General features: G+C 66.8%; 21 protein-coding genes. 9 read left to right on the top strand and 12 right to left on the bottom strand.

Annotation, left to right across the window (positions count from 1 at the left end; translation table 11 throughout):
* From rfbD to ACM14_RS03620, 8 genes are all read right to left on the bottom strand, one after another.
* Window positions 1–903 carry a dTDP-4-dehydrorhamnose reductase gene (rfbD, locus tag ACM14_RS03655; RefSeq protein ID WP_047217745.1) on the bottom strand — a complete coding sequence of 301 codons (903 nt, stop codon included), beginning with the start codon at window positions 901–903 and terminating at the stop codon, window positions 1–3.
* On the bottom strand, window positions 900–1,970 hold the full coding sequence (gene rfbB, locus ACM14_RS03650) for a dTDP-glucose 4,6-dehydratase (RefSeq protein ID WP_065345361.1): 1,071 nt from the start codon (window positions 1,968–1,970) through the stop codon (window positions 900–902). The genes rfbD and rfbB overlap by 4 nt, the downstream gene beginning before the upstream one ends.
* A gap of 164 nt (window positions 1,971–2,134) precedes the next feature.
* Window positions 2,135–3,358, bottom strand: a complete 1,224-nt coding sequence (fabB, locus tag ACM14_RS03645; protein ID WP_012203204.1) for a beta-ketoacyl-ACP synthase I — start codon at window positions 3,356–3,358, stop codon at window positions 2,135–2,137.
* Window positions 3,355–3,879, bottom strand: a complete 525-nt coding sequence (fabA, locus tag ACM14_RS03640) for a bifunctional 3-hydroxydecanoyl-ACP dehydratase/trans-2-decenoyl-ACP isomerase (protein ID WP_012203203.1) — start codon at window positions 3,877–3,879, stop codon at window positions 3,355–3,357. Before fabA ends, fabB begins: the two co-directional genes overlap by 4 nt.
* 178 nt (window positions 3,880–4,057) lie before the next feature.
* The gene (gene lnt, locus ACM14_RS03635; RefSeq protein WP_065345360.1) at window positions 4,058–5,710 is read right to left on the bottom strand and encodes an apolipoprotein N-acyltransferase; all 1,653 of its coding nucleotides are present in this window, start codon (window positions 5,708–5,710) and stop codon (window positions 4,058–4,060) included.
* Between the two features lie 73 nt (window positions 5,711–5,783).
* Window positions 5,784–6,665, bottom strand: a complete 882-nt coding sequence (locus ACM14_RS03630) for an HlyC/CorC family transporter (RefSeq protein ID WP_013804259.1) — start codon at window positions 6,663–6,665, stop codon at window positions 5,784–5,786.
* A 106-nt stretch (window positions 6,666–6,771) separates the two neighbouring features.
* Window positions 6,772–7,497, bottom strand: coding sequence for a GNAT family N-acetyltransferase (locus ACM14_RS03625; RefSeq protein ID WP_013804260.1), 726 nt, complete (start codon window positions 7,495–7,497; stop codon window positions 6,772–6,774).
* Window positions 7,498–7,633: 136 nt separating this feature from the next.
* On the bottom strand, window positions 7,634–8,116 hold the full coding sequence (locus ACM14_RS03620; protein ID WP_012203199.1) for an Lrp/AsnC family transcriptional regulator: 483 nt from the start codon (window positions 8,114–8,116) through the stop codon (window positions 7,634–7,636).
* 375 nt (window positions 8,117–8,491) lie between these two features.
* Here ACM14_RS03620 and ACM14_RS03615 point away from each other — a divergent pair, with 375 nt between their 5' ends.
* Entirely contained in the window at window positions 8,492–9,574 is a 1,083-nt protein-coding gene (locus ACM14_RS03615; protein WP_081816118.1) for a tripartite tricarboxylate transporter substrate binding protein, read from the top strand.
* A 64-nt stretch (window positions 9,575–9,638) separates the two neighbouring features.
* Window positions 9,639–10,535 carry a phenylalanine 4-monooxygenase gene (phhA, locus tag ACM14_RS03610; protein ID WP_065345401.1) on the top strand — a complete coding sequence of 299 codons (897 nt, stop codon included), beginning with the start codon at window positions 9,639–9,641 and terminating at the stop codon, window positions 10,533–10,535.
* Here phhA and ACM14_RS03605 read toward each other — a convergent pair.
* A complete protein-coding gene (locus ACM14_RS03605) occupies window positions 10,484–11,482 on the bottom strand; it encodes a triacylglycerol lipase (protein WP_065345359.1) in 999 nt (332 codons plus the stop codon). The two genes, phhA and ACM14_RS03605, sit on opposite strands and share 52 nt — an antisense overlap.
* A 170-nt stretch (window positions 11,483–11,652) precedes the next feature.
* On the opposite strand from ACM14_RS03605, the gene ACM14_RS03600 reads away from it, so the two are divergent.
* The 5 genes from ACM14_RS03600 (at window position 11,653) to ACM14_RS03580 (ending at window position 20,253) form a co-directional block, all read left to right on the top strand.
* Window positions 11,653–13,353, top strand: coding sequence for an AMP-binding protein (locus ACM14_RS03600; protein ID WP_034390222.1), 1,701 nt, complete (start codon window positions 11,653–11,655; stop codon window positions 13,351–13,353).
* Between the two features lie 86 nt (window positions 13,354–13,439).
* Complete coding sequence (locus ACM14_RS03595) at window positions 13,440–14,411, top strand: MBL fold metallo-hydrolase (RefSeq protein WP_065345358.1); 972 nt, start codon at window positions 13,440–13,442, stop codon at window positions 14,409–14,411.
* Window positions 14,412–14,646: 235 nt separating this feature from the next.
* Window positions 14,647–16,947 (top strand): catecholate siderophore receptor Fiu, encoded by a 2,301-nt coding sequence (locus ACM14_RS03590; RefSeq protein ID WP_065345357.1) that lies wholly within the window; start codon window positions 14,647–14,649, stop codon window positions 16,945–16,947.
* A 214-nt stretch (window positions 16,948–17,161) separates the two neighbouring features.
* The gene (locus ACM14_RS03585; RefSeq protein WP_065345356.1) at window positions 17,162–19,462 is read left to right on the top strand and encodes a catecholate siderophore receptor Fiu; all 2,301 of its coding nucleotides are present in this window, start codon (window positions 17,162–17,164) and stop codon (window positions 19,460–19,462) included.
* Window positions 19,463–19,572: 110 nt separating this feature from the next.
* Window positions 19,573–20,253, top strand: coding sequence for a Fe2+-dependent dioxygenase (locus ACM14_RS03580; protein WP_065345355.1), 681 nt, complete (start codon window positions 19,573–19,575; stop codon window positions 20,251–20,253).
* 14 nt (window positions 20,254–20,267) lie between these two features.
* Here the strand turns inward: ACM14_RS03580 and ACM14_RS03575 are convergent, their stop codons facing one another.
* On the bottom strand, window positions 20,268–20,831 hold the full coding sequence (locus tag ACM14_RS03575; protein WP_065345354.1) for a DUF4124 domain-containing protein: 564 nt from the start codon (window positions 20,829–20,831) through the stop codon (window positions 20,268–20,270).
* A gap of 107 nt (window positions 20,832–20,938) precedes the next feature.
* Window positions 20,939–22,918, bottom strand: a complete 1,980-nt coding sequence (locus tag ACM14_RS03570) for a lytic transglycosylase domain-containing protein (protein ID WP_065345353.1) — start codon at window positions 22,916–22,918, stop codon at window positions 20,939–20,941.
* Window positions 22,919–22,933: 15 nt separating this feature from the next.
* Between ACM14_RS03570 and ACM14_RS03565 the strand changes: the two genes are divergently transcribed.
* Window positions 22,934–23,506, top strand: a complete 573-nt coding sequence (locus tag ACM14_RS03565; protein WP_012203191.1) for a 5-formyltetrahydrofolate cyclo-ligase — start codon at window positions 22,934–22,936, stop codon at window positions 23,504–23,506.
* A gap of 141 nt (window positions 23,507–23,647) precedes the next feature.
* Here ACM14_RS03565 and queC read toward each other — a convergent pair whose 3' ends face one another.
* Window positions 23,648–24,397, bottom strand: a complete 750-nt coding sequence (gene queC / locus ACM14_RS03560) for a 7-cyano-7-deazaguanine synthase QueC (RefSeq protein ID WP_175403234.1) — start codon at window positions 24,395–24,397, stop codon at window positions 23,648–23,650.
* Between the two features lie 97 nt (window positions 24,398–24,494).
* On the opposite strand from queC, the gene ACM14_RS03555 reads away from it, so the two are divergent.
* A complete protein-coding gene (locus ACM14_RS03555) occupies window positions 24,495–25,184 on the top strand; it encodes a glutathione S-transferase family protein (protein WP_065345351.1) in 690 nt (229 codons plus the stop codon).
* The last annotated feature ends 29 nt before the right edge of the window (window positions 25,185–25,213 follow it).

The following is a 25,213-nucleotide window of genomic DNA, read 5'->3' as shown; positions in this document are numbered from 1 at the left end:
TCAGATGATTTCCTGCAGCATGCGGTCCACGCCGGCCTGCCAGTGCGGCAGGCGCAGGCCGAAGGTCTGCTGCAACCGGTCGGTGTTCAGCCGGGAATTGTGCGGACGCTGCGCCGGGGTGGGAAAGGCGCTGGTGGGCACGGCAGCTATGCGCTGCACCTTCCAGGGCCGGTCGGGCGCGAGTTCGCGGGCGCGGGCGATCACGTGGCTGGCATAGGCGTGCCAGGTGGTCTCGCCACCGGCAACCAGGTGGTACAGGCCCTGGTCGCCGGGTTGGCGCTGCAGCTGGCGAATGGCATGGGCCGTGACGTCGGCGATGAGGTCCGCGCCCGTCGGTGCGCCCCATTGGTCGTCGATCACGCTCAGTGCCTCACGCTCCTGGGCCAGGCGCAGCATGGTCTTGGCGAAGTTGCCGCCGCGCGCCGCATAGACCCAGCTGGTGCGAAAGATCAGGTGGCGGCAGCCCGAAGCCTGGATCAGTTGCTCGCCTTCGAGCTTGCTGCTGCCATAGACGGACAGCGGCGCCGTGGCCTCGGTCTCCGTGCGCGCGGCGCTGCCGCTGCCGTCGAAGACGTAGTCCGTGCTGTAGTGCACCAGCAGCGCACCGGTCTGCGCCGCCTCGCGGGCCAGCACCTGGGGTGCCAGCGCGTTGAGCAACCGCGCCTGGTCAGGCTCGCTTTCGGCCTTGTCCACGGCCGTGTGGGCGGCGGCATTGACGATGACATCGGGACGCAGAGCGCGCACGGTGCGTGCAAGCTCATCGAGGCGCGAGAGATCGCCGCACAGGCCCTGGCCACCGGCGTCGCCCTGGCGGTCCAGCGCAATCAGTTCGCCCAGTGGCGCCAGGCTGCGCTGCAGCTCCCAGCCCACCTGGCCATTGCGGCCCAGCAGCAGCAGCTTCATGCACCGGCTCCGTCGGTGTACTGGCGGTTGACCCATTCGCGGTAGGCGCCGGACTGCACATCGGCCACCCATTCGGGGTTGTCCAGGTACCACTGCACGGTCTTGCGGATGCCGGTCTCGAAGGTCTCGGCAGGCTTCCAGCCCAGTTCGCGCTCGAGCTTGCGCGCGTCGATGGCATAGCGCCGGTCATGGCCGGGGCGGTCCTTCACATAGGTGATCTGTGCGCTGTAGCTGGTGCCATCGGCCTTGGGGCGCAGCTCGTCGAGCAGCGCGCAGACCGTGTTCACGATCTCGACGTTGGGCTTCTCGTTCCAGCCGCCCACGTTGTAGGTGTCGCCCAGCCTGCCGGCCTCCAGCACGCGGCGGATGGCGCTGCAGTGGTCGCGCACATAGAGCCAGTCGCGCACCTGCATGCCGTCGCCATAGATGGGCAGCGGCTTGCCGGCCAGGGCGTTGACGATCATCAGCGGGATCAGCTTCTCGGGGAAATGCAGCGGGCCGTAGTTGTTGCTGCAGTTGGTGGTCAGCACGGGCAGGCCGTAGGTGTGATGCCAGGCGCGCACCAGGTGGTCGCTGGCGGCCTTGCTGGCCGAGTACGGGCTGTTGGGCTCGTAGAGGTGGTCTTCGGTGAAGGCCGGTGCCGCAGGCGCCAGGCTGCCGTAGACCTCGTCGGTGGAAACATGCAGGAAGCGGAAAGCCGCCTTGGCCTCGGCATCCAGCGCGCTCCAGTAGCCGCGCACGGCCTCGAGCAGGCGGAAGGTGCCGACCACGTTGGTCTGGATGAAGTCCTCGGGGCCATGGATGGAGCGGTCCACATGGCTCTCGGCCGCGAAGTTGACGACGGCGCGCGGCCTGTGCTCGGCCAGCAGACGGGCCAGGGTCTGGCCGTCGCCGATGTCGGCCTGCACGAAGACATGGCGCGCATCGCCTTGCAGGCTCTCCAGGCTTTTGAGGTTGCCGGCGTAGGTGAGCTTATCCACGTTGAGCACCGGCTCATCGCCGGCAGCCAGCCAGTCCAGCACGAAATTGGCGCCGATGAAGCCAGCGCCGCCTGTGACAAGAATCATGGTTCAACCTTGCAAAATTTCATTGTTCTTGGGGCGGGGATCCGGCAGCAGCATGGGGTGCAGCCTCCCGCCCGGCCTGGGCATTGTCGGCGCTCGCCAGTAAAAAAGCCCGCAGGAGGCGGGCTTTTTCCTTCAGGACACGCCTTTTACACACCAGGGCGTGTTCACTGGCCCTGCCAGCGGCGCAGCACCAGCGAGGCGTTCGTGCCACCGAAGCCGAAGCTGTTGGACAGCACGGTGTTCAACTGGGCATCGCGCGTGCGGGTGACCAGGGGCATGTCGCCCAGTGCCGGATCGGGCGTGTCCACATTGACCGAGCCTGCGATGAAGCCCTTGTTCATCATGATCATGCAGTAGATGGCTTCCTGCACGCCGGTCGCGCCCAGCGAGTGGCCGGTCAGCGACTTGGTGGAGGAGAACGGCGGCACCTGGTCGCCGAACAGCGCGCGCATGGCACGCACTTCCTGCATGTCGCCCACGGGCGTGGAGGTGCCGTGGGTGTTGATGTAGTCCACGCCGCCTTCGATGCCTTCAAGGGCCTGCTGCATGCAGGCGATGGCTCCGTCGCCCGAGGGCGCGACCATGTCCTCGCCATCGCTGGTGGCGCCAAAGCCCACGACTTCGGCCAGGATGTTCGCGCCCCGGGCCTGGGCGTGCTCCAGGCTTTCCAGCACCACGGCACCGCCGCCGCCTGCGATCACGAAACCGTCGCGGTTGGCGTCATAGGCGCGCGAAGCCTTTTCGGGCTGGTCGTTGTGCTTGCTGGACATGGCACCCATGCCGTCGAACAGCAGGGCCATGCCCCAGGACAGCTCTTCGCCGCCACCGGCAAACATCACGTCCTGCATGCCCCAGGCAATCTGCTGTGCCGCAGCACCGATGCAGTGCGCCGAGGTAGAGCAGGCCGAGGTGATGGAGTAGTTGATGCCCTTGACCTTGAAATTGGTCGCCAGGCAGGCCGACACCGTGGAGCTCATGCAGCGCGTGACCTGGTAGGGACCGACGCGGCGAATGCCCTTCTCGCGCAATGTGTCGGCCGCCTCGATCTGGTTGGCCGGCGAGCCGCCGCCCGAGCCCATGATCAGGCCCGTGCGCGGATGGCTGACCTGCTCGGGAGCCAGGCCGGCCTGGGCGATGGCATCTTCCAGCGCGATCTGCGCATAGGCAGCGGCATCGCCCATGAAGCGCAGCTGCTTGCGATCGATCCGTGCCTCGACGTCGATCTCCGGCACACCGGCCACCTGGCTGCGCATGCCCAGTTCGGTGAACTTCGGCATGGCCTTGATGCCCGTGCGGCCCTCGCGCAGCGAGGTCTCCACGGTATCGAGGTCGTTGCCGATGCACGAGACAATGCCCGCGCCGGTGATGACTACGCGACGTTTGGTCATGCTGCCGTTCCCTGGCCTTCACCCTCGCGCAGGAACAGACCCACGCGCAGGTCATTGGCCACGTAGATTTCCTTGCCATCGGCCAGCAGGCGTGCATCGCCGATGGCCATGTTGAGCTTGCGCTTGATCACGCGCTTGATGTTGATTTCGTAGGTCACCAGCTTGACGTCAGGACCCACTTCGCCAGTGAACTTGACCTCGCCGGCGCCCAGGGCGCGGCCGCGGCCGGGAAGGCGCAGCCAGGTCAGGTAAAAGCCGATCAACTGCCACATGGCGTCCAGGCCCAGGCAGCCGGGCATGACGGGATCGCCCCGGAAATGGCAGTCGAAGAACCAGAGATCAGGCTTGATGTCGAGTTCGGCGACGATCTTACCCAGGCCGTGGGCGCCACCATCGGTGTCGATGTGCGTGATGCGGTCGAACATCAACATGGGAGGCAGGGGAAGACGTCCGCTGTCTGCGGAAAACAGCTTGCCTTCGCCCGAAGCGATCAGTTGCTCATACGAAAAAGAATCGGCCATTGTCTAACTTGCTCCACGGCGGCACTGACGCCACCTCTATCTCTGAATGGGTGCGGCCCGCAGCGGACCATGCAGCCGCGCATTATCGGGGTTGAACGTTGCCAGACTGCAACAAAACCCCGAGGCCGCATCAAAACTCTGCCACAAAAGCCACGCCGACCCAGGTCGCGGGCCTTGGCTACAGCCCCTGGACCGCCCGCTTGCGGCGCCTGATCCACGCCACCGCCAGCACCGCCAATGCAGCCAGGCACAGCGGCACCAGTCCTGCCGCGTGCACCCAGCGCGCGAATGGCGTCAAGGCCTCGCGCCCCTGCACGCTGGCCTGCAGCACGGCGCGCTCGTAAGGCACCAGCGCCTGCGTGACCACACCCCAGTGATCGATGGCAACCGTGGCGCCGGTGTTGGTGGCGCGCAGCATGGGGCGCTCGAATTCCAGCGCGCGCATGCGGCTGATGGCCAGATGCTGGTCGATGGCCACGCTGTCGCCAAACCATCCGATGTTGCTGAAATTCACCAGCACCGTCGGCGCCGTCGCCGCGTTGCCAAAATGCGCCCCCAGCTCCTCGCCAAACAAATCCTCGTAACAGATGTTGGGCGACAGGCGCTCGCCGGCCCAGGCCATGGAGGGCTGGCCCAGCGCGCCACGATTGAAGTCGCCCAGCGGTATGTTCATCATCTGCGTGAACCAGCGAAACAGCGGCGGGATGAACTCCCCGAACGGCACCAGATGGTGCTTGTCGTATTGGTAGTCCTGGATCTGGCCGGGCTGCCAGCCCACGACCGAGTTCGTGTAGCCGGCCTCTTCCGACCCCAGGGGAATGCCCAGCAGCGCAGCCTGCCGGCCGTCCTTCTTCAGATACGGTTCGCGCAGCAAGTCCAGGTATTCCTCGGGCAGTTGCTGGGGCAGCAGGGGAACGGCCGTCTCAGGCGCCACGACCAGTTGCGCGGTGGCCGCGCGCAGCTCGCGCCCGTACCAGCCCAGCGCCAGCGGAATGCCGCTGCCGGCCTCGAACTTCTCATCCTGCGGGATATTGCCCTGCAGCAAGGCCACGCTCAGCGCCGGCCGTTCGGCCGACGGTGCATTGATGGCGGCATCGCGAAGCCACCACAGCCCGCCCCAGGCCAGGACCAGCGCCGCTGCAGTGGCCACCAGGCGGACGGGCCGGAGACCCTGTCTGTCCAGCAAGGCAGCCAGCCCATGCGCCAGCCCATATGCCAGCCAGGCCGCCACGGCGCCCGTGCCATAGACGCCAATCCAGCGCGGCAGCACGGACAAGGGGCCTTCCACATGGGCATAACCGCCCGCGCCCCAGGGAAAGCCGGTCCACAGCCAGCCACGCGCCAGCTCGGCCAGCAGCCAGACGGCGGAAAACAGCAGCGCGCCACCCGCCGCACCAGCAGGGCGCAGCCTTTGCCAGCCCCAGGCGGCCACCGCGTAGTAGCTGCCCAGAAATGCAGCAAGCGCCAGCACGGCGGCAACGGCCAGCGGCGCAGGCAGGCCGCCGTAGACATGCATGGAGATGAACAACCACCAGAAGGTAGCCACCAGCCAGGCCGTGGCGAAGAGCATGGCACGCCCTGCCGCCTGGGCCGGACGCTGCGCCGTCTGCAGGGCGCGCGCCAGCACGGCCAGCGACAGAATCTGCAGCCACCACAGCGGGCGGCCATAGCCGCCGATGAGGCTCAGCGGCCCGTCACCTTGCCCGCGCGCCCAGGGCCAGGCCAGCGACAGGGCCTGTGCCGCACCCGCGACAAGCAGCAGCACGCCATGGGCGAACCGGCCCATGCGCCGGCCGTCTTGCGAGAAAGCGGAAGAACTGGACAGGGGCATCGGCCGGTTGTGCGCAAAAAGAGGTAGGTCTCGGGTGAGAGAGGTCCAGCCAAGGGCTGGTTCAGGCGCAGCCTCAGCTGCGCAGCAGGCTGTCGGCGGCGGGATCGCGCACCACCTTGAACCAGCGCACGGCGCCGCCCTTGGTGTGCAGCACGGTGAATTCCAGGCCCGCCAGATGGATCTGCTCGCCGCGCTTGGGCACATGGCCCATTTCGTGGGCGATCAGGCCGCCGATGGTGTCGAACTCATCGTCGGGATCGCGGGCATGCAGGGCGACCTCGAAGGTCTCGTTGACATGCTCGATGGTGGTGTCGCCCGCCACGCGGTAGCTGTTGTCGGCCAGGGCGAAGATGTCGCCCTCGTCCTCGGGGATGTCGAACTCGTCCTCGATCTCGCCAACGATTTCCTCCAGCACGTCCTCGATGGTCACAAGACCCGCCACGCGGCCGAACTCGTCGATGACCACGGCGAGGTGGTTGCGGTTGCCCCGGAATTCGCGCAGCAGATCGTTCAGGCCCTTGCTCTCCGGCACGAAGGCGGCGGGGCGCAGCAGGGCGCGGATGTTCAGGTCCGGCGAACGCTGCAGCTTGAGCAGGTCCTTGGCCAGCAGGATGCCGATGATGTTCTCGCGCTCGCCCTGGTAGACCGGGAAGCGCGAATGGGCCGTGGTGATGACCTGGTGCAGCAATTCATCGAACGGCGCGTCGATGTTGACCAGGTCCATGCGAGGGGCTGCGACCATGACGTCGCCGGCCGTCATGTCGGCCATGCGGATCACGCGTTCGAGCATGACGCGCGACTCGGGGCCGATGACCTGATTGTCCTCGGCGTCGGCCAGGGTCTCGATCAGCTCGTCGGGAGAGTCGGGGGCCGGGTGGATGAACTCGGCCACCTTTTGCAGGAAGCTTCGCTTGCTTTCCTTCTCGGAAGAGCGCGCAGGATGGGGGTCGGACACTGTCTTGGAGTGCAGGACGTGCGGTAGTGAAACAAGCTGCAAGGATAGCGGATTGCTCCGTCACCCCTGCATGCGCTGCGCCAATTCCCCTTGCAGCGTTTTGCGCTTATTCGCCGGCCTGGTGGCGGCCATCCTGCACGCCACGGCGGATTTCCTGCACGTCGGCCAGGAAATCCCAGAACTGCTTGGCCTGCTTCTTGAACTGGTAGTCCACCTCGCCGATGTGCTCGGTCATCAGAGACGCCATGTGCGTGTCGATGCCGGCGGGCGGCAGTTGCAGGTAGGCCTCGGATTCGGAGCCGTCGCGCTTGATGGTGGCGCCGGCCTTGCGCGCAATCCTGAGCATGGCCGTGTTCTCCGACAGCGCGTGGATGAACATCATGGACACGCCCTTGGTGCGTGCATGGATCACGGCGCGGTTGAACAGGCGCCCGCCATAGCCACGGCCACGTGCCTGCTTGAGTACGGAGACGCCGAATTCGGCGCAGCTCTTGTGCTCGGGATGCGAGGCAAAGGCCAGGTGCGCCATGGCGATCAGCTCGAGCCGGCGGTTGTAGATGCCGAAGATGTCATCGCGCTCGAAGTCGAGCTGCATGGCATAGCGGCGGACCTGCTCGTCGCTGGCGGCATAGCCGAAGCGCAGGTAGCGGTCGCCTTCATCGAGCTTGAGCAAATGCGCCACCACACGCTCGCGGTGGGACGGGCCCAGCGAGCGAATGGGCACCATGGACGCGGAGCGCCCATCGGGACGGTGCGGCTGGCCTGCGCTCGCACGCAACATGTCCCGGCCGGCCTGCCAGGACGCCTTCAACCAGTCTTTGGATGCATTCATGGCTCAAATATAGGTAAAAACCCGATGTCGAGCAACGGAGATATTGCAATGCAACAAAACCGTAAGGTTTTGGCATGCAAACCAATTTCCCTCCCTGAACCTCTCGACGGCCAGGCCCCTGTCCGAGCCTTCGTGGCTACAGAGGCACCGCCGTGGTCACCTTCACCCGGTCCATCACGAAGCTGGTCTTGCAGTCCTGCACGCTGGGGTGCTTGAGCAAGGTGTCCATGACGAAGCGCGTGTAGTGCTGCATATCGGCCACGACCACGCGCATCAGGTAGTCCATTTCGCCGGTCAGTGACACGCATTCCACCACCTCGGGCCAAGTCTGCACGCTGGCGCGGAACACGTCCATGGGGTTGCGCTTGCTGGTCTCGGTGTACTTTTCCAGGCGCACGTTGAGATAGGCGGTCAGCCCTAGGCCCACCGTCTCGGGCTGGACCAGGGCCACGTAGCGATCGATCACACCGCCGTCTTCCAGGCGCTTGACCCGGCGCAGCACGGCGCTGGGAGACAAGCCGACCTGCTCCCCGATGACGTCATAGGTTTCCCGGCCGTTGGCCTGCAGGCGGCGCAAAATGGCCCGATCCAGTTTGTCGATGTTGTGCGTGGCGCTCATGGCGGTGGACTCGTAAATAAGTACGGATTTCTTCAGGGTTAACCCGAATTAACCAGTTAAATTGCGATAAACGAAAGAATTCCGCAATTTTCATGCATTTCGCATTTTCCCTCCACGGGCAAACGGCAAAAAGCTGAAGCCCCTCCCGCCTACAGTGACAGCACCGATCGAGAAGACGCAGGCGCCGGCCATGGCGCCCGTCCGACTGTCCTGCACTGAACTGGCCGGAGATCCCCATGAATGCCCCGCTGAACCAGGCTGCCGCCCAGGCCTGCGCGCAAACAGTCAAGCGCCAACGGGACATGCATCGTCCACGCCTTCCGGCCTGCCCACGCTGCCTATACTGCGGGGATCGCCTCCATTTCGCTTCACGCCATGACGCCCCGCCACGACGCCAACCGCGCCATGTCACGCCATGCCCGAGCGCCTGCGCCAGCCGGCCCGCAGCCGTCGGCCCGGTTGGCGCGGCGCAGCCTGCTGGCAGCACTGGCCGCCCTGCCCTGGCTGCCTGCGGCGGCGCAGGCCCAGCAGCCCTCCGCCGCCCAGACGCGCGATGCGAAGTCCGACTCCCTGACCCTGATCGTTCCCTATGCGGCCGGCGGCCCGCTGGACCGCACGGCACGGCCGCTGGTCGAGGCCAGCACCGCGAAGCTGGGAGCCATCCAAATCCTCTATGTGCCGGGCGACGGCGGCGCCAAGGGCTCCAACATGGTCGCCCAGGCCACCGCCCAGGACCGCTTGCTGCTGATGGGCGCGGCCGCCACCCATGCCGTGCTGCCCTGGCTGCAGCCCCAGCTGGGCTACGACCCGCTGCGCGACTTCCAGCCGCTGGTGCTGGTGGCGCGCATGCCCAATGTGCTGGTCATGCGCAGCGATCTGGCACGCCAGTGGCGCATACGCACGCCGCTGGACCTGCAGCGCTTTCTTGCCAAGCACCGCCAGCCGCTGCGCTATGCCTCGGGCGGGCCGGGCAGCAGCGGCCACCTGTCGGGCGAGATGTACCAGATGCTCACGCGGCTGCCGCTGCTGCACCTGCCCTTCGGCGGCACGCAGCCGGCACTGTCGGCCCTGCTCGACGGCTCGGCCGACCTGCTGTTCGACAGCCTGGCGTCTTCGCTGCCGCACATCCGCGCAGGGCGGCTGCAGGCCCTGGCCGTGACCACGCTGGAGCGCGCGCCCCTGCTGCCCGAGGTGCCCAGCCTCAACGACACGGTGCAGGGCTTCAACATGGCCAACTGGTTCGGCCTGTTTGCGCCGGCCAGCTGGCCCGCGGAACAGGCGCAGCGCCATGCCGCCGCGTTCTCGCAGGCCATGCGCAGCCGCCCGGTGCAGGACACCCTGTCCGCCATGGGCGTGCTGCCCGAAGAACTGCAACTGCAGGAGTTCGCGCGCTTTGTGCGTTCCGAGCACAGCAAATACGGCCTGCTGGTACAGGCCGCCCGAATCCGCCAGCTCTGAGCCGCGCAGGTGCCTTGCCTGCCCCCGGCCCGGGGCGGCAATGACAAGATCCTTGGAGAGCACCATGATGAGCACCGCAGCGACCCCCACCTCGTCCCACGGTCCCGCCCACGCCCCCGGTGTGGCACCCGTGGTCTACGGCCAAGCCGACCGCCCCCCGCGCGGCGACTACAGCCGCGCCAGCGACGACTACACCTGCGCGCAGGACTACGACGCCTACACCGAGGCCGACCACGACACCTACCGGCGCCTGTACGAGCGCCAGTCCGCCCTGCTGCCGGGCCTGGCAAGCCAGCACTTCATCGACGCCCTGCCCTCGCTGGGCGCCAAGGACCGCATTCCGCGCTTCGAGGAAGTCAACGAGCGCCTGCGCCGCGCCACGGGCTGGGAGATCGTCGGCGTGCCCGGGCTGATTCCCGAGGTGCCCTTCTTCTCGCTGCTGGCCAACCGCAAATTCCCGGTCACGGACTGGATCCGCAAGCCCGAGGAGTTCGAGTACATCGTCGAGCCCGATGTCTTCCACGACCTCTTCGGCCATGTGCCGCTGCTGTTCAACCCCGTCATCGCCGACTACATCCAGGCCTACGGCCAGGGTGGGCTCAAGGCGGCCGAGCTGGGCGCCTGCGAGATGCTGTCGCGCCTGTACTGGTACACCATCGAATTCGGCCTGATCCGCGAGCAGGGCGGCCTGCGCGCCTACGGCGCGGGCATTCTGAGTTCTTCGGGTGAGCTCAACTACTCGGTGCGCAGCCCCGAGCCGCAGCGCCTGCCGCTGTCGCTGGAGCGCGCCATGCGCACGCTCTACAAGATCGACAGCTACCAGCACACCTACTTCGTGATCGACGACCTGCAGCAGCTGTTCGACCTCACGGCCGCCGATTTCGAGCCGCTGTACCGCCAGCTGCGCGATCAGCCCACCATCGCGGCAGATGCGCTGCTGCCGGGCGAGGTCGCTCTGTAGGAATCGGCGCTGCAGGAATCTGCAGCCTGAAGCCGCTCGCGCAGCGCCAGGCAAAAGCGCCAGACGCGCTCGTCGAACACCAGCTGCACGTGGGCCACATCGTCCAGGCGGTGCGCATCCTGCCCCGGCAGCGTGGCCACGGGGAATGGAAAGACGATGTTGTCGCAGCAGCTCCACCAGCAGCTGAAGGGCACGTCCGAGGGCGGCGGCCCCAGGCGCTGCAACCAGGGGCTGTCCGTGCGCATCTGCAGCGCCGGCAGGCCATGGGCGAAGCGCGCCATCCAGGTGCCACGGTGCGGGGTGGCCAGCGTCACCACATGGGCCGCCAGTTGCGGGCGCTCCTGCGCCGACAGTTGCCCCAGCCAGGCCCGCACCACCAGTCCGCCCATGCTGTGCGCCACGATCAGCGGAGCGCGCCCCGTGGCCTGGGCCATGCGGCGCGCGCAGGCGTCAAGGTCGGCCACCATGGCATCGATGGATGCGCCATGCGCCGGCTCCAGCGTCATGGCAGCGCAGGCAATGCCGCCGTCCTTGAGCCGCCGCAGCCAGGGCGCCCAGACCGCGCGGTTGCAGAAGAACCCGTGGACCAGCACCACGCCCACCTGGCCCATCGCACCCACTTGGCCGGTGGTGCCGCCGTCAGGCCAGCCATCGGCCTGGGCACGGGCGCGAAACGGCAGCCGCCAGCCAAACACCTGCACGGCCAACCGCCACTCGGCCAGCCAGGCTGCCGCCACCGTGCGCCATGACGGCACGGGCGCGCCCGCCTTGCGCACCACGCGTCGCATCAGCAGCATCTGCAGGCCCAGGTGCAGGCCCGGCCAGCACAGGCCCAGCAGCGCCCCCGCCAGCGCCAGCTCGGGTGACCGCGGCCACCACCATGCCAGCCAGGCCGCGGCGCCCGCCAGCGTGCCCAGCGACACCATTTGCAGAATGCGTGCGTTCACGGCAGCCCGTCCCCAATGAAAAAAGAAGCCAACGTAGCACAGGCCCTAGGACAACCCCGTGTAGACCGCAAAGCACCCGCCTGACCAGAATCGGCCGCAGCGGTGGCCGCCCGACCGGCGCCTGCAACTTCGCTGTCCCCCTGTCTTCCCAGCAACCCAAGGTACCCTGCATGGACGCTGCGCCCTGGCTCAAGAACTATCCCGCCGATGTGCCTCACGAGGTGCATCCCGAGCAATACCGCTCGCTCACACACCTGCTGGAGGAGGCCTTCACCCAGCATGCGGACCTGCCCTTTTCGGTCTGCATGGACCGCTGGATGAGCTACCGCGAGCTGGACCAGCTGTCCACCCGCCTGGGCGCCTGGCTGCAGGGGCTGGGCCTGGAGCCCGATGCGCGCGTGGCCATCATGCTGCCCAATGTGCCGCAGTTCGCCGTGAGCATGGCGGCCGTGCTGCGCGCCGGCTACACCTGCGTCAACGTCAATCCGCTGTACACCCCGCGCGAGCTGGAGCACCAGCTCAAGGACTCGGGCGCCACGGCCATCATCATCCTGGAGAACTTCGCCCACACCCTGGCCGACGTGATCGAGCGCAGCGCCATACGTCATGTCTGCGTCACGGCCATGGGCGATCTGCTGGGCGGCATGTATGGCAGCTGGATCACCTTCGCCGTGCGCCACCTGGCCAAGATGGTGCCGGCCTACAGCCTGCCGCTGGACGGCGCGGGCGGCACGGTGCGCGAGGTCACGACCTTTTCCCAGGCGCTGGCGCGCGGCGCCCAGAAAGAGCTGCGGCCCAGCCAGGCGGGGCTGGATTCGGTGGCCTTTCTGCAGTACACGGGCGGCACCACGGGCCTGTCCAAGGGCGCCGTGCTCACCCACCGCTGCATCGTGGCCGCCACGCTGCAGGCCCATGCCTGGTTCACGCCCGCGCTGCATGGCCGCGTGAAGGCCCAGGACACGCACATCATCGCGGCGCTGCCGCTGTACCACATCTTCGCGCTCACGGTGAGCCTGTTCGCCATGCGCATGGGCGCCAGCCTGAGCCTGATCCCCAATCCGCGCGACATCCCCAAGTTCGTCAAGGTGCTGCAAAAACGGCCCTTCCACATCCTGCCGGCCGTCAACACCCTGTTCAACGCCCTGCTCAACAACGCCCAGTTCCGCGAGCTGGACTTCTCGCAACTGCGCGTGTCGCAGGCCGGGGGCATGGCCGCCAGCGAGGGCACGGCGCGCCAGTGGCAGCAGGTCACGGGCAGCGTGATGATCGAAGGCTGGGGCATGAGCGAGACCTGCGCCATCGGCACCAACAACCCCGTCATCACCACCTCCTTCAGCGGCACCATCGGCCTGCCGCTGCCGGGCATCTCCATCGCCATCAAGGACGACGAAGGCCGCGACCTGCCCATGGGAGAGGCCGGCGAGCTGTGCATCAAGGGCCCCAACGTCATGCGCGGCTACTACAACCAGCCCGACGAAACCGCCAAGGCCTTCACGGCCGACGGCTACATGCGCACCGGCGACATCGGCGTGATGGACCAGGAGGGCTTCACCCGCATCATCGACCGCAAGAAGGACATGATGGTGGTCAGCGGCTTCAACGTCTATCCGAACGAGCTGGAGAACGTGATCTCCATGTGCCCCGGCGTGCTCGAATGCGCAGCCGTGGGCGTGGCCGACGAGCGCCAGGGCGAGGCCATCAAGGTCTACGTGGTGCGCAGCGACCCGGCACTGACCGAGGACCAGGTGATGCGCTTTTGCCATGACCAGCTCACCGGCTACAAGCGCCCGCGCACGGTGGAGTTCCGCGACGAACTGCCCAAGACCAACGTAGGCAAGATCCTCAGGCGCGCCCTGCGCGATCCCGCCTGAAACCCGCACGGCCGCAGCTGTAGCCCACGCGTCAGCCGTGGCTGCCTGCGGCTGTTAGCCTCGGGCAAAAGCCGCCTCGCCTCCTCATGACAACTTCCGCCACAACCAGCGACAGCGCCGCGCTGCCCCCCGGCATGACCGTGCTGGAGCGCGGCTGGCTGTCGGCCAACAACATCGTCTTCGCCGCCGATACCGATGTCCCTGTAGACGACCCGCAGGACGACGGCGCTGCCGTGGTCGATACCGGCTACGTCAGCCATGCCGGGCAGACCGTGATGCTGGTCGAGCAGACGCTGGCCGGCCAACCGCTGGCACGCATCCTCAACACCCATCTGCACAGCGATCACTGCGGCGGCAATGCTGCCTTGCAGGCGCACTGGCCGCAGGCCAGAACCTACGCCGCACCGGGCCAGGCGGCCTTCGTGCGCGACTGGAACCCCGCTGCACTGAGCTACACGCCCACCGGCCAGGAATGCCCGCAATTTGCGCTGACCGGCGTGCTGCAGCCCGGCACCAGCGTGCGGCTGTCGGGGCGCGACTGGCAGATCCATGCCGCGCCCGGGCACGATCCGCACTCCATCATCCTGTTCGAGCCCGCCAGCCGCACCCTGATCTCGGCCGACGCGCTCTGGGAAAACGGCTTCGGCGTGGTCTTCCCCGAGATCGAGGGCCTGAGCGCCTTCGACGAGGTGGCCGCCACGCTCGACGTGATCGAAGGCCTGGCACCGCTCACCATCGTCCCCGGCCACGGCGGCGTTTTCACGGGCGTGGCCGCCGCGCTGGACACGGCGCGCCGCCGCCTGGACGGCTTTGTGCGCGCCCCCGAGCGCCACGCGCTCTACGCGGCCAAGGTGCTGCTCAAGTACCGGCTGCTGGACTGGCAGCGCATACGCACCACCGATCTGCTGGCCTGGCTGGCCGCCACGCCCTACTTCGGCATGCTGCATGCGCGGTATTTCGCAGCCGGCTCCGCCCACGACTGGGGCCGCACGCTGGTGGACGCACTCGTGCATTCCGGCGCGGCGCGGCGTGAGGAGGAATGGATCCTCAATGCCTGAATGTCGCGAAACCGCCCAATAGACAAAAAGAAAATTAAGACCTTTCCTATAGTTTTTGCAAATCACAATGACTAGCATTCGTGTATCAGCAAAGGCATCCGGCCATCCACGGCCACCCCTGCAGGCTTCTCGCCCACGCTGATCAGGAGCAAGCTCCAGGTCTGCCAAGCGACGCTCCGCGTCCAGCCGCCCCCCGCCAGCCAGCATTCAATCTTGCACAGCGAGGGAGGCGGGCATGGCTCACCACACCAATCACATCACCGGCCGCAAGCACTGCGCGGCTGCGACACGGCCGCATGCCGTGGGCATCGCCGCCACGCTGATGGCACTGAGCCTGCCGATGCAGATCCAGGCGCAGCCCACCACGCCAGCTCCGCTGGACCTGACACTCAGGGAAGTCCAGGTCCGCGACCGCCATGACGGCGGCTACAAGGCGCAAAAGGCAGCATCCCCAAAGTTCACCCGCCCACTGGTGGACACGCCCCAGACCCTGTCGGTGATACGCCGTGAAGTCATGGAGGAACAGGAAGCGACCACTTTGCAGGAAGCCTTGCGCAACACGCCCGGCGTGACCCTGTTGCTGGGAGAAGGCGGCAACTCCAACAGCAAGGACAACATCTTCATGCGCGGCTTCGACACCACGGGCAGCATCTTCATCGACGGCGTGCGCAACCTGGGCAGTTCGGTGCGCGACACCTTCAACATCGAGGACATCGAGATCGTCAAGGGCGCCTCGGGTTCCGAGTACGGGCGCGGCGCGCCTTCCGGCAGCATCAACATGCGCACCAAGCTGCCGATGCTGGGCGATCTGTCGCAGATACGCCTTGGCACCGGCACCGCCGACACCAACCGCGCCACCGCAGACCTGAACCGGCAGCTCGGCGACACCGCCGCCCTGCGTCTGAACGCCATGGTCCAGAGCAGTGGTGTCGCAGGCCGCGACTTCGTGCGCGACCAGGGCATGGGCATGGCGCCATCGCTGGCCCTGGGGCTGGGCACGCCCACGCGCCTCATCGCCGACATGCAACTGCTGCAATACGACAACCGTCCCGATGGCGGCGTGCCCACCGTGGGACTTCCAGGCTTCTACAACGGCGCATTGTCCATACTGGGCATCAAAGACATACGGCCCGTGGACCCGTCCAACTTCTACGGCAGCCTGGACGACTTCAGCAAGACCGAGCTGAACCAGGCCACCGTGCGCTTCGAGCACGACCTGTCACCCGGCACCACGGTGCGCAACATCACGCGCGTGGGACGCAGCAAGATCGACCAGTTGCTCACGGGCACCTCGGGCATCGTCAGCGACGGAAGCGGCGCAAGCGCCGTGGGTCGCCCGGACCCCGCCACCTGGACTGCCTCGCGCTCGCGCCAGTTGCGCTGGCAATCCAACCAACTGCTCACCAACCAGAGCAATCTTTCATCGAGTTTCAAGACCGGCGGACTGCAGCACGCGCTGAGCGCGGGCCTGGAACTGATCTACGAGAAGCAGACCTCCAGGGGACGCACGGGCGCCGGCACCATGGCGCCCGCCAACCTCTATGACCCCAACGTCAACGATCCAATCACGGGCCAGGACATCCGCTACACAGGCCAGATCAGCGAAGGCAACACCAGAACCGTCGCGCTGTATGCCTTCGACAGCATCGAGTTCAGTCCGCAGTGGCAGCTCAACGGCGGCCTGCGCTGGGACCGCTACCGCAGCGCCAACGACAACACCACCGCACCCAATGCCGTCACGGGTGCGCAGACCACCAGCCAACTAAGCAGCAGCGGCAGCCTGCTAAGCACAAAACTGGGGCTGGTATTCAAGCCGGTGGACTACGGCAGCATCTACGCCGGCATCTCGACGTCGCAGCAGCCGCCGGGCGGCAGCAACTTCTCGCTCAGTGCTACGGAGGGCAACATCAACCACTCCAGCATGGACCCCTCCAAGGCCGCCAACCTGGAAGTGGGCACCAAGTGGGACATCCTGGATCGCCGCCTGCTGCTGACGGCCGCCCTGTTCCAAACCACGGTGCGCAACGACCTGGGCACCATCGACAACGTCACGGGTGCCGTGACCCAGTATGGCAAGAAGCAGGTCAAGGGGATCGAGCTGGGCGCCGTCGGCCAGATTACGCCGGCCTGGAACGTCACGGCCGGCCTGGCACGCATGAACACCAAGATTGAGCAGGGCACGTCTTCACAGACCGGCGCACACCTGAACTGGTCACCCAAGCTCAGTTTCACCAGCTGGACCACGTACCGCTTCGGCAACGGACTGACGCTGGGTGGTGGCGCACGCTACATGGCCAGGATGGCGCGCCTGGTCAGCAATTCCGCCGTGCCGGACACCACCAACATGCCCAGCACACGCGACTACTGGGTCTACGACGCCTTCATGGCCTATGAGGTCAGCAAGCACCTGCGCCTTCAACTGAACGTCTACAACCTGGCCGACAAGAAATATGTGGCCAGCCTCAACAACAACGGCGCACGCTACATGCCGGGCCCAGCACGCTCGGCCCGGCTCGTGGCCACGCTGAAGTTCTGATGCCAGCGAGGTGTTGCCGAGCGGCAACGAACAGACAAGGCGATATCAGATAGTTCTTATATTTTTATTAAGAATCACTATCATTTTCACTACAGACATAGACCTCTGTTACAGCCAGCACCGGAGCCGTCCTGCACGCCATCCGACCAGCAAGCCAGCACATTCATCGCCCACGGCGCCCTCCCGTGCGCCGGGCATTGCGCCCTCCTCCAACATGGCGAACTCCAACACATACATCAAAAGCCGCAAACACCATGGTGCTGGCCGCCCGTCGTCGGCCGGTCTCATCGCTGCTGCCGCAGCCCTGGCCACCCTGGGCCTGCCCGCAATGGCCCAGACTTCTTCCCCTGGCACCAATGCCGCGCCCAGCCTCAAGGAAGTGACGGTAGAAAGCGCACGCAGCACCGGCTATGAGCCCGCGCAGGTCTCCTCCCCCAAGTTCACCCAGCCGCTGGTGGACACCACGCAGACCATCTCCGTCATCAAGGAGCAGGTGCTGCAGGAACAAGGCGCCACCACGCTGACCGAGGCGCTGCGCAACGTGCCCGGCGCAGGCACCTTCTACGCGGGCGAGAACGGCAACACCAGCACGGGCGATGCCATCTACATGCGCGGCTTCGACACCTCCAACAGCATCTATGTGGATGGCGTGCGCGACGTGGGCTCCATCTCGCGCGACGTGTTCAACACCGAGCAGGTGGAAGTCACCAAGGGCCCGGCCAGCACCGACTACGGCCGCAGTGCCCCCACCGGTGCCATCAACATGGTCACCAAGCAGCCTAGCCTGACCGACAGCTTCGGCGCCTCGCTGGGTGCGGGCTCGGGCAGCTACAAGCGCTCCACCGTGGACTGGAACAAGAGCCTGACCGGCATGGGCGGCGCGGCCTTCCGGCTCAACGCCATGGTGCAGGACGCCGGCGTCGCCGGCCGCGACCGCGTGGCCAACGACCGCTGGGGCATCGCACCGTCGTTCGCCTTCGGACTGAACACCGACACGCGCACCTACCTGAACGTGCTGCACGTCAAGCAAAGCAATGTGCCGGACGGCGGCGTGCCCACCATCGGCCTGCCCGGCTACAGCAACACCGACGCGCGCCTGAACGCAGGCCGCCCTGTGGACCCCAGCCGCTTCTACGGCACCAGCGCCGACCACGACGACGTGACGGCCGACATGGTCACGCTGCGCGTGGAGCACGACTTCACGCCCGACACCACGCTGCGCAACACCACGCGCTGGGGTCGCACCAAGCAGGACTACCTGCTCACGGCCTTCATGACGCTGTCCGCCAACAACAGCAGCAACCCCGCCAACTGGACCGTGGCGCGCAGCCTGCCGACCTTCAAGAACCAGGTCAACGACATCGTCACCAACCAGACCAACCTGACGACCAAGCTGGCGACAGGCAGCGTGCGGCACGAGCTGAGCACCGGGGTGGAGATCACGCGCGAGAAGCAGAGCAACTACGGCACGGGCACCACAGGCGCCTGGCCCGATGCCAATCTCTATGACCCGCAGGTGCCCAGCTCCGGCCTGAACTGGTCGCGCAACGGCGCCGACAGCAAAGGCTCGACCGACACCTTCGCGCTGTACGCCTTCGACACGCTCAAGTTCAATGAGCAATGGCAGGCCAACGCAGGCCTGCGCCTGGACCGCTACAAGACGCAGTACGACGCACGCGCCGTCTGCGGCGGCCGCAGCGGCCCGGCCTGCGGCAGCAATCCTGCAGGCACCGTGCTGCCCAGCGCCGTGGGCCTGGAGGCCTCCGACACCCTGCTGAGCTGGAAGATCGGCGGCCTCTACAAGCCCGCGCCCAATGGCAGCGTGTACGTGAACTACGCCCTGTCGCAGCAGCCACCGGGCGGTGCCAACTTCACGCTGTCCACGGCCGCCAACAACGCCAACAATCCCAACATGGACCCGCAAAAGGCCAAGACCGCCGAGCTGGGAACCAAGTGGGAGCTGATGGACAAGCGCCTGCTGCTGACAGGCGCGCTGTTCCGCACCGAGATCACCAACGAGATCGTCACCAACCCTGACGGCACCGTGGGACAGACCGGCAAGAAGATCGTGCAGGGTCTGGAGCTGGGCGCCACGGGCCAGATCAGCCCGGCCTGGGGCGTGACGGCGGGCTACACCATCCAGAACACCAAGGTGGACACGGGTGCCACCGTGGCGCAGGACGGCTCCAGCGGCCTGACCTACACGCCCAAGAACGCCTTCTCGCTGTGGACCAGCTACCAGTTCCCGTTCGGCCTGACGCTGGCTGGCGGGGCGCGCTACTCGGGCGGACTCAAGCGTGGCACCGACGGCGCCGTGGGCACGCCCAACTTCACCGATGCCTACTGGGTCTTCGATGCCATGGCCAGCTACCGCATCAACAAGAACGCCGACATCCAGCTGAACTTCTACAACCTGTTCGACAAGGAATACGTGGGCGCGATCAACAAGAGCGGCTACCGCTATTTCCCGGGCACGCCGCGCTCCGTGCGCGTGTCCGCGAACTTCCGCTTCTGAGTGGATGCAAGACGGGCCGCCGCGCCGGCCTTGCCGCGCGCAGAGCGCCGACAATCTCTGTACCGCCCCGGCCCCGCCGGGGCTTTTTCCATGCGAGGAGGACCCGCACCATGATGCTGCACATTCCCGACGTGCTCACGCGCCAGCAGGTCACTGCCATCCGCACAGCCATCGACGCCGCCGACTGGGTGGATGGCCGTGCCACGGCAGGCAGCCAGGGCGCCCGGGTCAAGCGCAACCGCCAGTTGCCCGAAGACTCGCCCGTGGCACTGGAGCAGGGCCGCATCATCGAGCAGGCGCTGGCGGCCAATGCGCTGTACTTCAGTGCCGCCCTGCCCGCACGCACCATGTTGCCGCTGTTCAACCGCTATGCGGACAGTGAAACCTATGGCCTGCACGTGGACGGTGCCGCGCGGCGCCTGCCAGGCGCGCAGCAGTGGATGCGCACCGATGTGTCCGGCACCCTCTTCCTCTGCGATCCCGAGGACTACGACGGCGGCGAGCTGGTCGTGGTGGACACCTACGGCACGCACGAGGTCAAGCTGCCGGCCGGCGATCTCATCCTCTACCCCTCCACCAGCCTGCACCGCGTGGAACCGGTCACCCGGGGTGAGCGCGTGTGCTCCTTCTTCTGGGCGCAGAGCATGGTGCGCGACGACACACGCCGGGCCATGCTGTTCGAGATGGACCAGACCATCCAGCGCCTGCGCGAAAAACTGGGCGAGACCGATGAAACCCTCAGCCTCGCGGGCCAATATCACAACCTGCTGCGCATGTGGGCGGAGACCTGAGGAATCGGATCGCTTCAGGGCTTGTGCTTTTCGGCACAGCCGATCAGGTGGTTGTAGCTGTTGGACATGCACTGGTACATGGCCTTGGAGCGGCCCGTGGCGGCCTGGCAGTCGGCCACGGTGGCGTGCGTGCGCGCCTCGCGGAACTTGCCCGCGGTTGCATCGAACTGCGCCTGGGTGATGTAGCCGCCCTTGACGTTCTTCTGCCCGTTCTCGACCATGGTGTCCACCTGGCTGCGGATGTTGTCCACGGCGGCGGCGCAGTTCAGCGGCACCTCCTTGGAATCGACCTTGCTCAGGCCCTTGGCCACGCCGTCCGCCATCTCGCGCACCTGCTTGGGCAGCTTCTTCGTGCCGTCGGGGTTGCGCTCCTCGCCAAACCGGCCCGAGCCTGCGCCCGAGCTGCCATTGGGCGATACCTTGATCTGGCCGGCATCGGCCTGGTCGGTGGGCAGCTGCGATCCGTAATGCGTGCGCCCCTCCGCGTCCACCCATTTGTAGACCGGCTGCGCTGCCGCCGTACACGCCCATGCAAGACCCAGCGCGGCCCAGGCCGCGCGGCTCCATGTTGTTGTCATTGTTGAAACCCCTGCGGTATCCGGGCCGCGGCATGCGGCCCGCCTGTCGGTAACCAAGTGTAGCAACGCTAGGCGACGCTGCACCCCGCAGGAATGTCAAGTGCGGCTCAGGGCAGGTCCTTGCTGGGGTCTGGCGTGGCTGCGTCGCGGGGGCCGATGGTGCCCAGGCGGCTCTTGAGCGACTGGGGCTGGCCCGTGATGAGCGCCGCGTAGTTGGTGGTGTTGGACAGCACCTTCTTCACGTAGTCGCGCGTCTCGGTGAAGGGAACGTTCTCGGCCCAGATGGCGGCGTCGAGCACCGGGCCGTTGCGCCAGTTGCGCGGGCGGCCGGGACCTGCGTTGTAGCCGGCCGCAGCCAGCGCCATGGAACCGTCGAAATCGTCCAGCGCCAGCTTCAGATAAGCGGTGCCGATGGTGATGTTCACCTCGCGGTCATTGATCATGGACGGGGAAAAGTCCGTCATGCCGATCTTGCGCGCCGTCCAGCGGGCCGTGGCCGGCATGACCTGCATCAAGCCCGAGGCGCCCACGCCCGAGCGGGCATCCATGATGAAGCGGCTTTCCTGGCGGATCAGGCCATAGACGTAGGCCGGGTCCAGGCCGATGGAGCGCGAGCGCGCCAGCACCGTGTCGTGGAAAGGCATGGGAAAGCGCTGGTTCCAGTCGGCAAAGCTGCGGGTGCGCTCGCTGGTGTTGATGCAGCGGTCCCAGACCTGCTGCTGGCAGGCCAGATCGGCGGCGGCCAGCAGTTCGCGGTCGCTCATGCCGCCGGCCTGGTGCAGGTTGGTGGCGTAGTTCCATTCGCGCACGCCTTCGCTGCGCAGGCCGTTCTGGATGGCGTAGAGGCCGCGCACCAGGCTGGGGTTGGCGCGGGCGGCGGCCTTCTCCTGTGCCGCAGCTGGCGCAGGCGGAGGTGGCGCCGCCACGCGCTGGCCGATATCCTCCAGCGCCAGCTGCTCGTAGAAACTGCCGGGGCCGGCCATGTCCTCCAGCAGTTGGCGCGCCTCGGAGCGCTCCTGCTCGCTGGGGCGGCCTGACAGCAGGGCACGCGCCTTCCAGTAGGTCCAGGTGGGATCGGTACGCTCGGCACCCATGGCGTCAATGGCGCGGCGCACCGTGCGCCAGTCGCCGGCGCGCAGCGCGGCACGCACCTTCCAGCCCAGCAGTTCATCGCTGAGGTCGCCGTCCTTGCGCACCTTGCCGAAATAGGTCGCCGCCTCGGGCTGCAGCTTGAGTGCTGCCTGCTTGCCGATCACGCCCCAGGCCCAGTTGTTCTCCTCGGCCGTCAGCCGGGCACCCCAGCCGCCTTCCAGCTGGGTGGCCGCCGCCGCCGGGTCGCTGGAGGCCATGCGGATCAACGCCAGCAGCGCCAGCTCCTTGGGCACGGCACCGCGCACGCGCGTCTGCCCGGCCAGGTACTTGGCGGGCGAGGCAAAGACCTGTGCCACCTGGGGCAAGGCCTCGGGAGCGACGATGGCCACGGCATCGCGCGTGGCCTTTTGGCGATTGGCCTCGGCCGCCTGGCGCGCCTTGCGCCAGACTTCGGGTTCGCTGATCTGCTTGGCCGCGTACAGCTCGCCGGCGGCGTAGGTGCAGCCGTCGTCGGCGTCGCGCTGGGCCCACCACAGGTCGCGCACCTGCTGGCCCAGGTTGGCAGCAGGCTGGCCCTTGATGCTGTCGATCAGCAGGGCGTAGCAGCTGACGGAGCGGTCATCGCGCATGCGAAACGCACCATGCACCTGGTCGAACATGCCCCAGTCGCGGCGCTGCCCTAGCAGCAGCAGCCAGTCGTTGCGCAGCCGGTCTTCCTGGTAGGTGCCGGGCCAGCGCTTGAAAAACCCCAGAATCTCATCGGCACTGGCTTCATCCAGCCGGGCCTTGAGTTCCCAGTACGCGGCCCAAGGTTCGAGCACATGGCCACGCGCAGAAGGCAGCAGCTGCGTGAGCTTGGCCTTGTCGCCTTTGCGGAAGGCCTGCTGCATTTCCAGCAAGACATCGTCGCCACGGTTTTGCGCCAGCGCAGGCGTGGCTGCGGTGGTCCAGAGGGAAGCCGCCAAAAGCGGTGTCAAAATCTTCAGCCAGTGCATGGAGGAAATTATCTGATGGACAAAGCAGCCCTGCGCCGCAGCTTGATAGACCAGCGCCTCAATCTTCCCGACCGACTGCAGCGCGCCGACGCACTGCAGCAGGTCATGCGCTTTTGGCTGATACAGCGGCCCGACACCGTGATCGGCGCCTATTGGCCGATCAAGGGAGAGTTCGATCCGCTGCCCGCGCTTCACCGCTGGAAGGAAGATGGCGAGCTACAGGGTACCCCACAAAGGCGCCGAATCGGACTGCCGGTGATTGACAAGCAGCGTAAGACACTCAGCTTTCACGCCTGGTACCCGGGCTGTCCCATGGAAGAGGATGCCTACGGCATTCCCAAGCCCAAGGACACCGAAACCCTGACCCCCACCCTGCTGTTCGTGCCCTGCGTGGGCTACGCGGCCGGCGGCTACCGCCTGGGCTATGGCGGGGGTTTCTACGACCGCACCCTGGCCGAACTGCAGCCCAAGCCCTTCACCGTGGGCCTGGGCTACGGCTGCGGCTATGTGGACGAGTTCGAGCCCGAGCCGCATGACCTGCCGCTGGATGCCATCTTGAACGACCACGGAGTCGTCTGGCCGGTGTAGAACAAGCACCCCCTGAGGCGCTGCGCGCCTTCCCCCTCTCTGCCCGCTTCGCGGGGGAGGGGGACGACACCCTCACTGCGGGGCGGCCCTTGCTCGGTGTCCCTCGCTTTTGGCCGCGCCGGTTTTTAGCGCTGTGCTTCTTTAGTTTGCTGTCTCGCGCTGCGCCTGCCACTGATGCCAGCCGCGGGCGCGCAGGTCGCAGGCGGGGCAGGTGCCGCAGCCGTAGCCCCAGTCGTGCAGCGTCTCGCGCGTGCCCTGGTAGCAGGTGTGGGTGTCGCGCTGGATGAGGTCCACCAGGGTGTCGCCGCCCAGGTCGTGGGCCATTTGCCAGGTTTGGGCCTTGTCTATCCACATCAGCGGCGTTTCGATGCGCAGGCGCCGCTCCAGGCCCAGGTTCAGGGCGAGCTGCATGGCCTTCATGGTGTCGTCTCGGCAGTCGGGGTAGCCGGAGTAGTCGGTCTCGCAGACGCCGGTGACGATCACCGACAGACCGCGCCGGTAGGCCAGCGCGCCGGCCAGGGTCAGGAACAGCAGGTTGCGGCCGGGCACGAAGGTGTTGGGCAGGCCGTCGGCCTGCATGGCGAAGGCCACGTCCGCGGTCAGGGAGGAGCCGCCGATCTGTTGCAGCACGTCCAGCGAGAGGACATGGTCATCGCCCAGGCGGGGTGCCCATTGGGGAAAGTCCCTGGCCAGCCGCTCGCGCACCTGCTGGCGCACCTGCATTTCCACGCTGTGGCGCTGGCCATAGTCAAAACCCAGGGTCTCGACGCGCTCGTACAGCGACAGTGCCTGCGCCAGGCAGGTGGTCGAATCCTGGCCGCCGGAAAACAGGACCAGCGCAGCCGTGTGGCGCGCCGCTGGCGCCTGGGGAGAAGAGCTATCGTTTTGCATGGCACGCATTAGAGCGCGCCCAGGCAGCGCCCGGCTCCTACATGGGTTTTCCTGCCATGCTTGCTAAGCTGTAGGGCCTATCGCGGAGGTTGCGGCCATGCTCACGCTCTATATCGGCAACAAGAATTATTCGTCCTGGTCCATGCGCCCCTGGGTGCTGATGCGCCAGGCCGGCATTGCTTTCGAAGAGGTCATGCTGCGCTTTGACAGCTTCGACGAGCAGTCCGCCTTCAAGCAGCGCGCCCGCGCGCTCTCGCCCTCGGGCCGCGTGCCCGTGCTCATGGATGAAGGCATGGCCATCTGGGACAGCCTGGCCATCTGCGAGTACCTGGCCGAGAAATTCCCTGAAAAGCACCTGTGGCCCACGCTGGCGCTGAACCGCGCCCGCGCGCGCAGCCTCTGCGCCGAGATGCACAGCGGCTTCGGCGCCCTGCGCTCGCTGTGCCCGATGAACATCGAGGCTCAGCTGCCCGAGGTCGGCGCGCGGCTATGGGCAGAGAACATCGCACTGCGCGACGATGTGCAGCACCTGTCCGAACTGTGGCAACCGCTGCTGTCCACGGCCAGCGGCCCCATGCTGTACGACCAGTTCAGCATCGTCGATGCCTTCTTCGCCCCCGTGTGCATGCGCCTGGCGACCTATGAGCTGCCCGTGGCACCGGCCATCGACGCCTATGTGCGCCGCGTGCGCGCCCTGCCGGGCGTGCAGGACTGGGTGCAGGGCGCACTGGCCGAGCATGATTTCCGGCCGTTCGAGGAACCGTACCGCACGGCTGCGGCGGGCTGAGTGCCGCCTGTCTGCTGCCAGTCTGCCGC

It is taken from the genome of Delftia sp. JD2, from assembly GCF_001682645.1.
Classification (GTDB): domain Bacteria; phylum Pseudomonadota; class Gammaproteobacteria; order Burkholderiales; family Burkholderiaceae_C; genus Comamonas; species Comamonas acidovorans.
The sequence above is the reverse complement of the archived record's forward strand: the minus strand, read 5'-3'. Positions and strand labels throughout refer to the sequence as shown.

Coding starts and splice junctions, on each gene's coding strand:
- ACM14_RS03570 (WP_065345353.1), bottom strand. CDS start 22,918: ATGCACTGGCTGAAGATTTTGACACCGCTTTTGGCGGCTTCCCTCTGG.
- ACM14_RS03575 (WP_065345354.1), bottom strand. CDS start 20,831: ATGACAACAACATGGAGCCGCGCGGCCTGGGCCGCGCTGGGTCTTGCA.
- fabB (WP_012203204.1), bottom strand. CDS start 3,358: ATGACCAAACGTCGCGTAGTCATCACCGGCGCGGGCATTGTCTCGTGC.
- rfbD (WP_047217745.1), bottom strand. CDS start 903: ATGAAGCTGCTGCTGCTGGGCCGCAATGGCCAGGTGGGCTGGGAGCTG.
- ACM14_RS03595 (WP_065345358.1), top strand. CDS start 13,440: ATGACAACTTCCGCCACAACCAGCGACAGCGCCGCGCTGCCCCCCGGC.
- ACM14_RS03565 (WP_012203191.1), top strand. CDS start 22,934: ATGGACAAAGCAGCCCTGCGCCGCAGCTTGATAGACCAGCGCCTCAAT.
- ACM14_RS03600 (WP_034390222.1), top strand. CDS start 11,653: ATGGACGCTGCGCCCTGGCTCAAGAACTATCCCGCCGATGTGCCTCAC.
- ACM14_RS03590 (WP_065345357.1), top strand. CDS start 14,647: ATGGCTCACCACACCAATCACATCACCGGCCGCAAGCACTGCGCGGCT.
- fabA (WP_012203203.1), bottom strand. CDS start 3,879: ATGGCCGATTCTTTTTCGTATGAGCAACTGATCGCTTCGGGCGAAGGC.
- lnt (WP_065345360.1), bottom strand. CDS start 5,710: ATGCCCCTGTCCAGTTCTTCCGCTTTCTCGCAAGACGGCCGGCGCATG.
- queC (WP_175403234.1), bottom strand. CDS start 24,397: ATGCAAAACGATAGCTCTTCTCCCCAGGCGCCAGCGGCGCGCCACACG.
- ACM14_RS03625 (WP_013804260.1), bottom strand. CDS start 7,497: ATGAATGCATCCAAAGACTGGTTGAAGGCGTCCTGGCAGGCCGGCCGG.
- phhA (WP_065345401.1), top strand. CDS start 9,639: ATGATGAGCACCGCAGCGACCCCCACCTCGTCCCACGGTCCCGCCCAC.
- ACM14_RS03615 (WP_081816118.1), top strand. CDS start 8,492: ATGACGCCCCGCCACGACGCCAACCGCGCCATGTCACGCCATGCCCGA.
- ACM14_RS03580 (WP_065345355.1), top strand. CDS start 19,573: ATGATGCTGCACATTCCCGACGTGCTCACGCGCCAGCAGGTCACTGCC.
- rfbB (WP_065345361.1), bottom strand. CDS start 1,970: ATGATTCTTGTCACAGGCGGCGCTGGCTTCATCGGCGCCAATTTCGTG.
- ACM14_RS03585 (WP_065345356.1), top strand. CDS start 17,162: ATGGCGAACTCCAACACATACATCAAAAGCCGCAAACACCATGGTGCT.
- ACM14_RS03555 (WP_065345351.1), top strand. CDS start 24,495: ATGCTCACGCTCTATATCGGCAACAAGAATTATTCGTCCTGGTCCATG.
- ACM14_RS03620 (WP_012203199.1), bottom strand. CDS start 8,116: ATGAGCGCCACGCACAACATCGACAAACTGGATCGGGCCATTTTGCGC.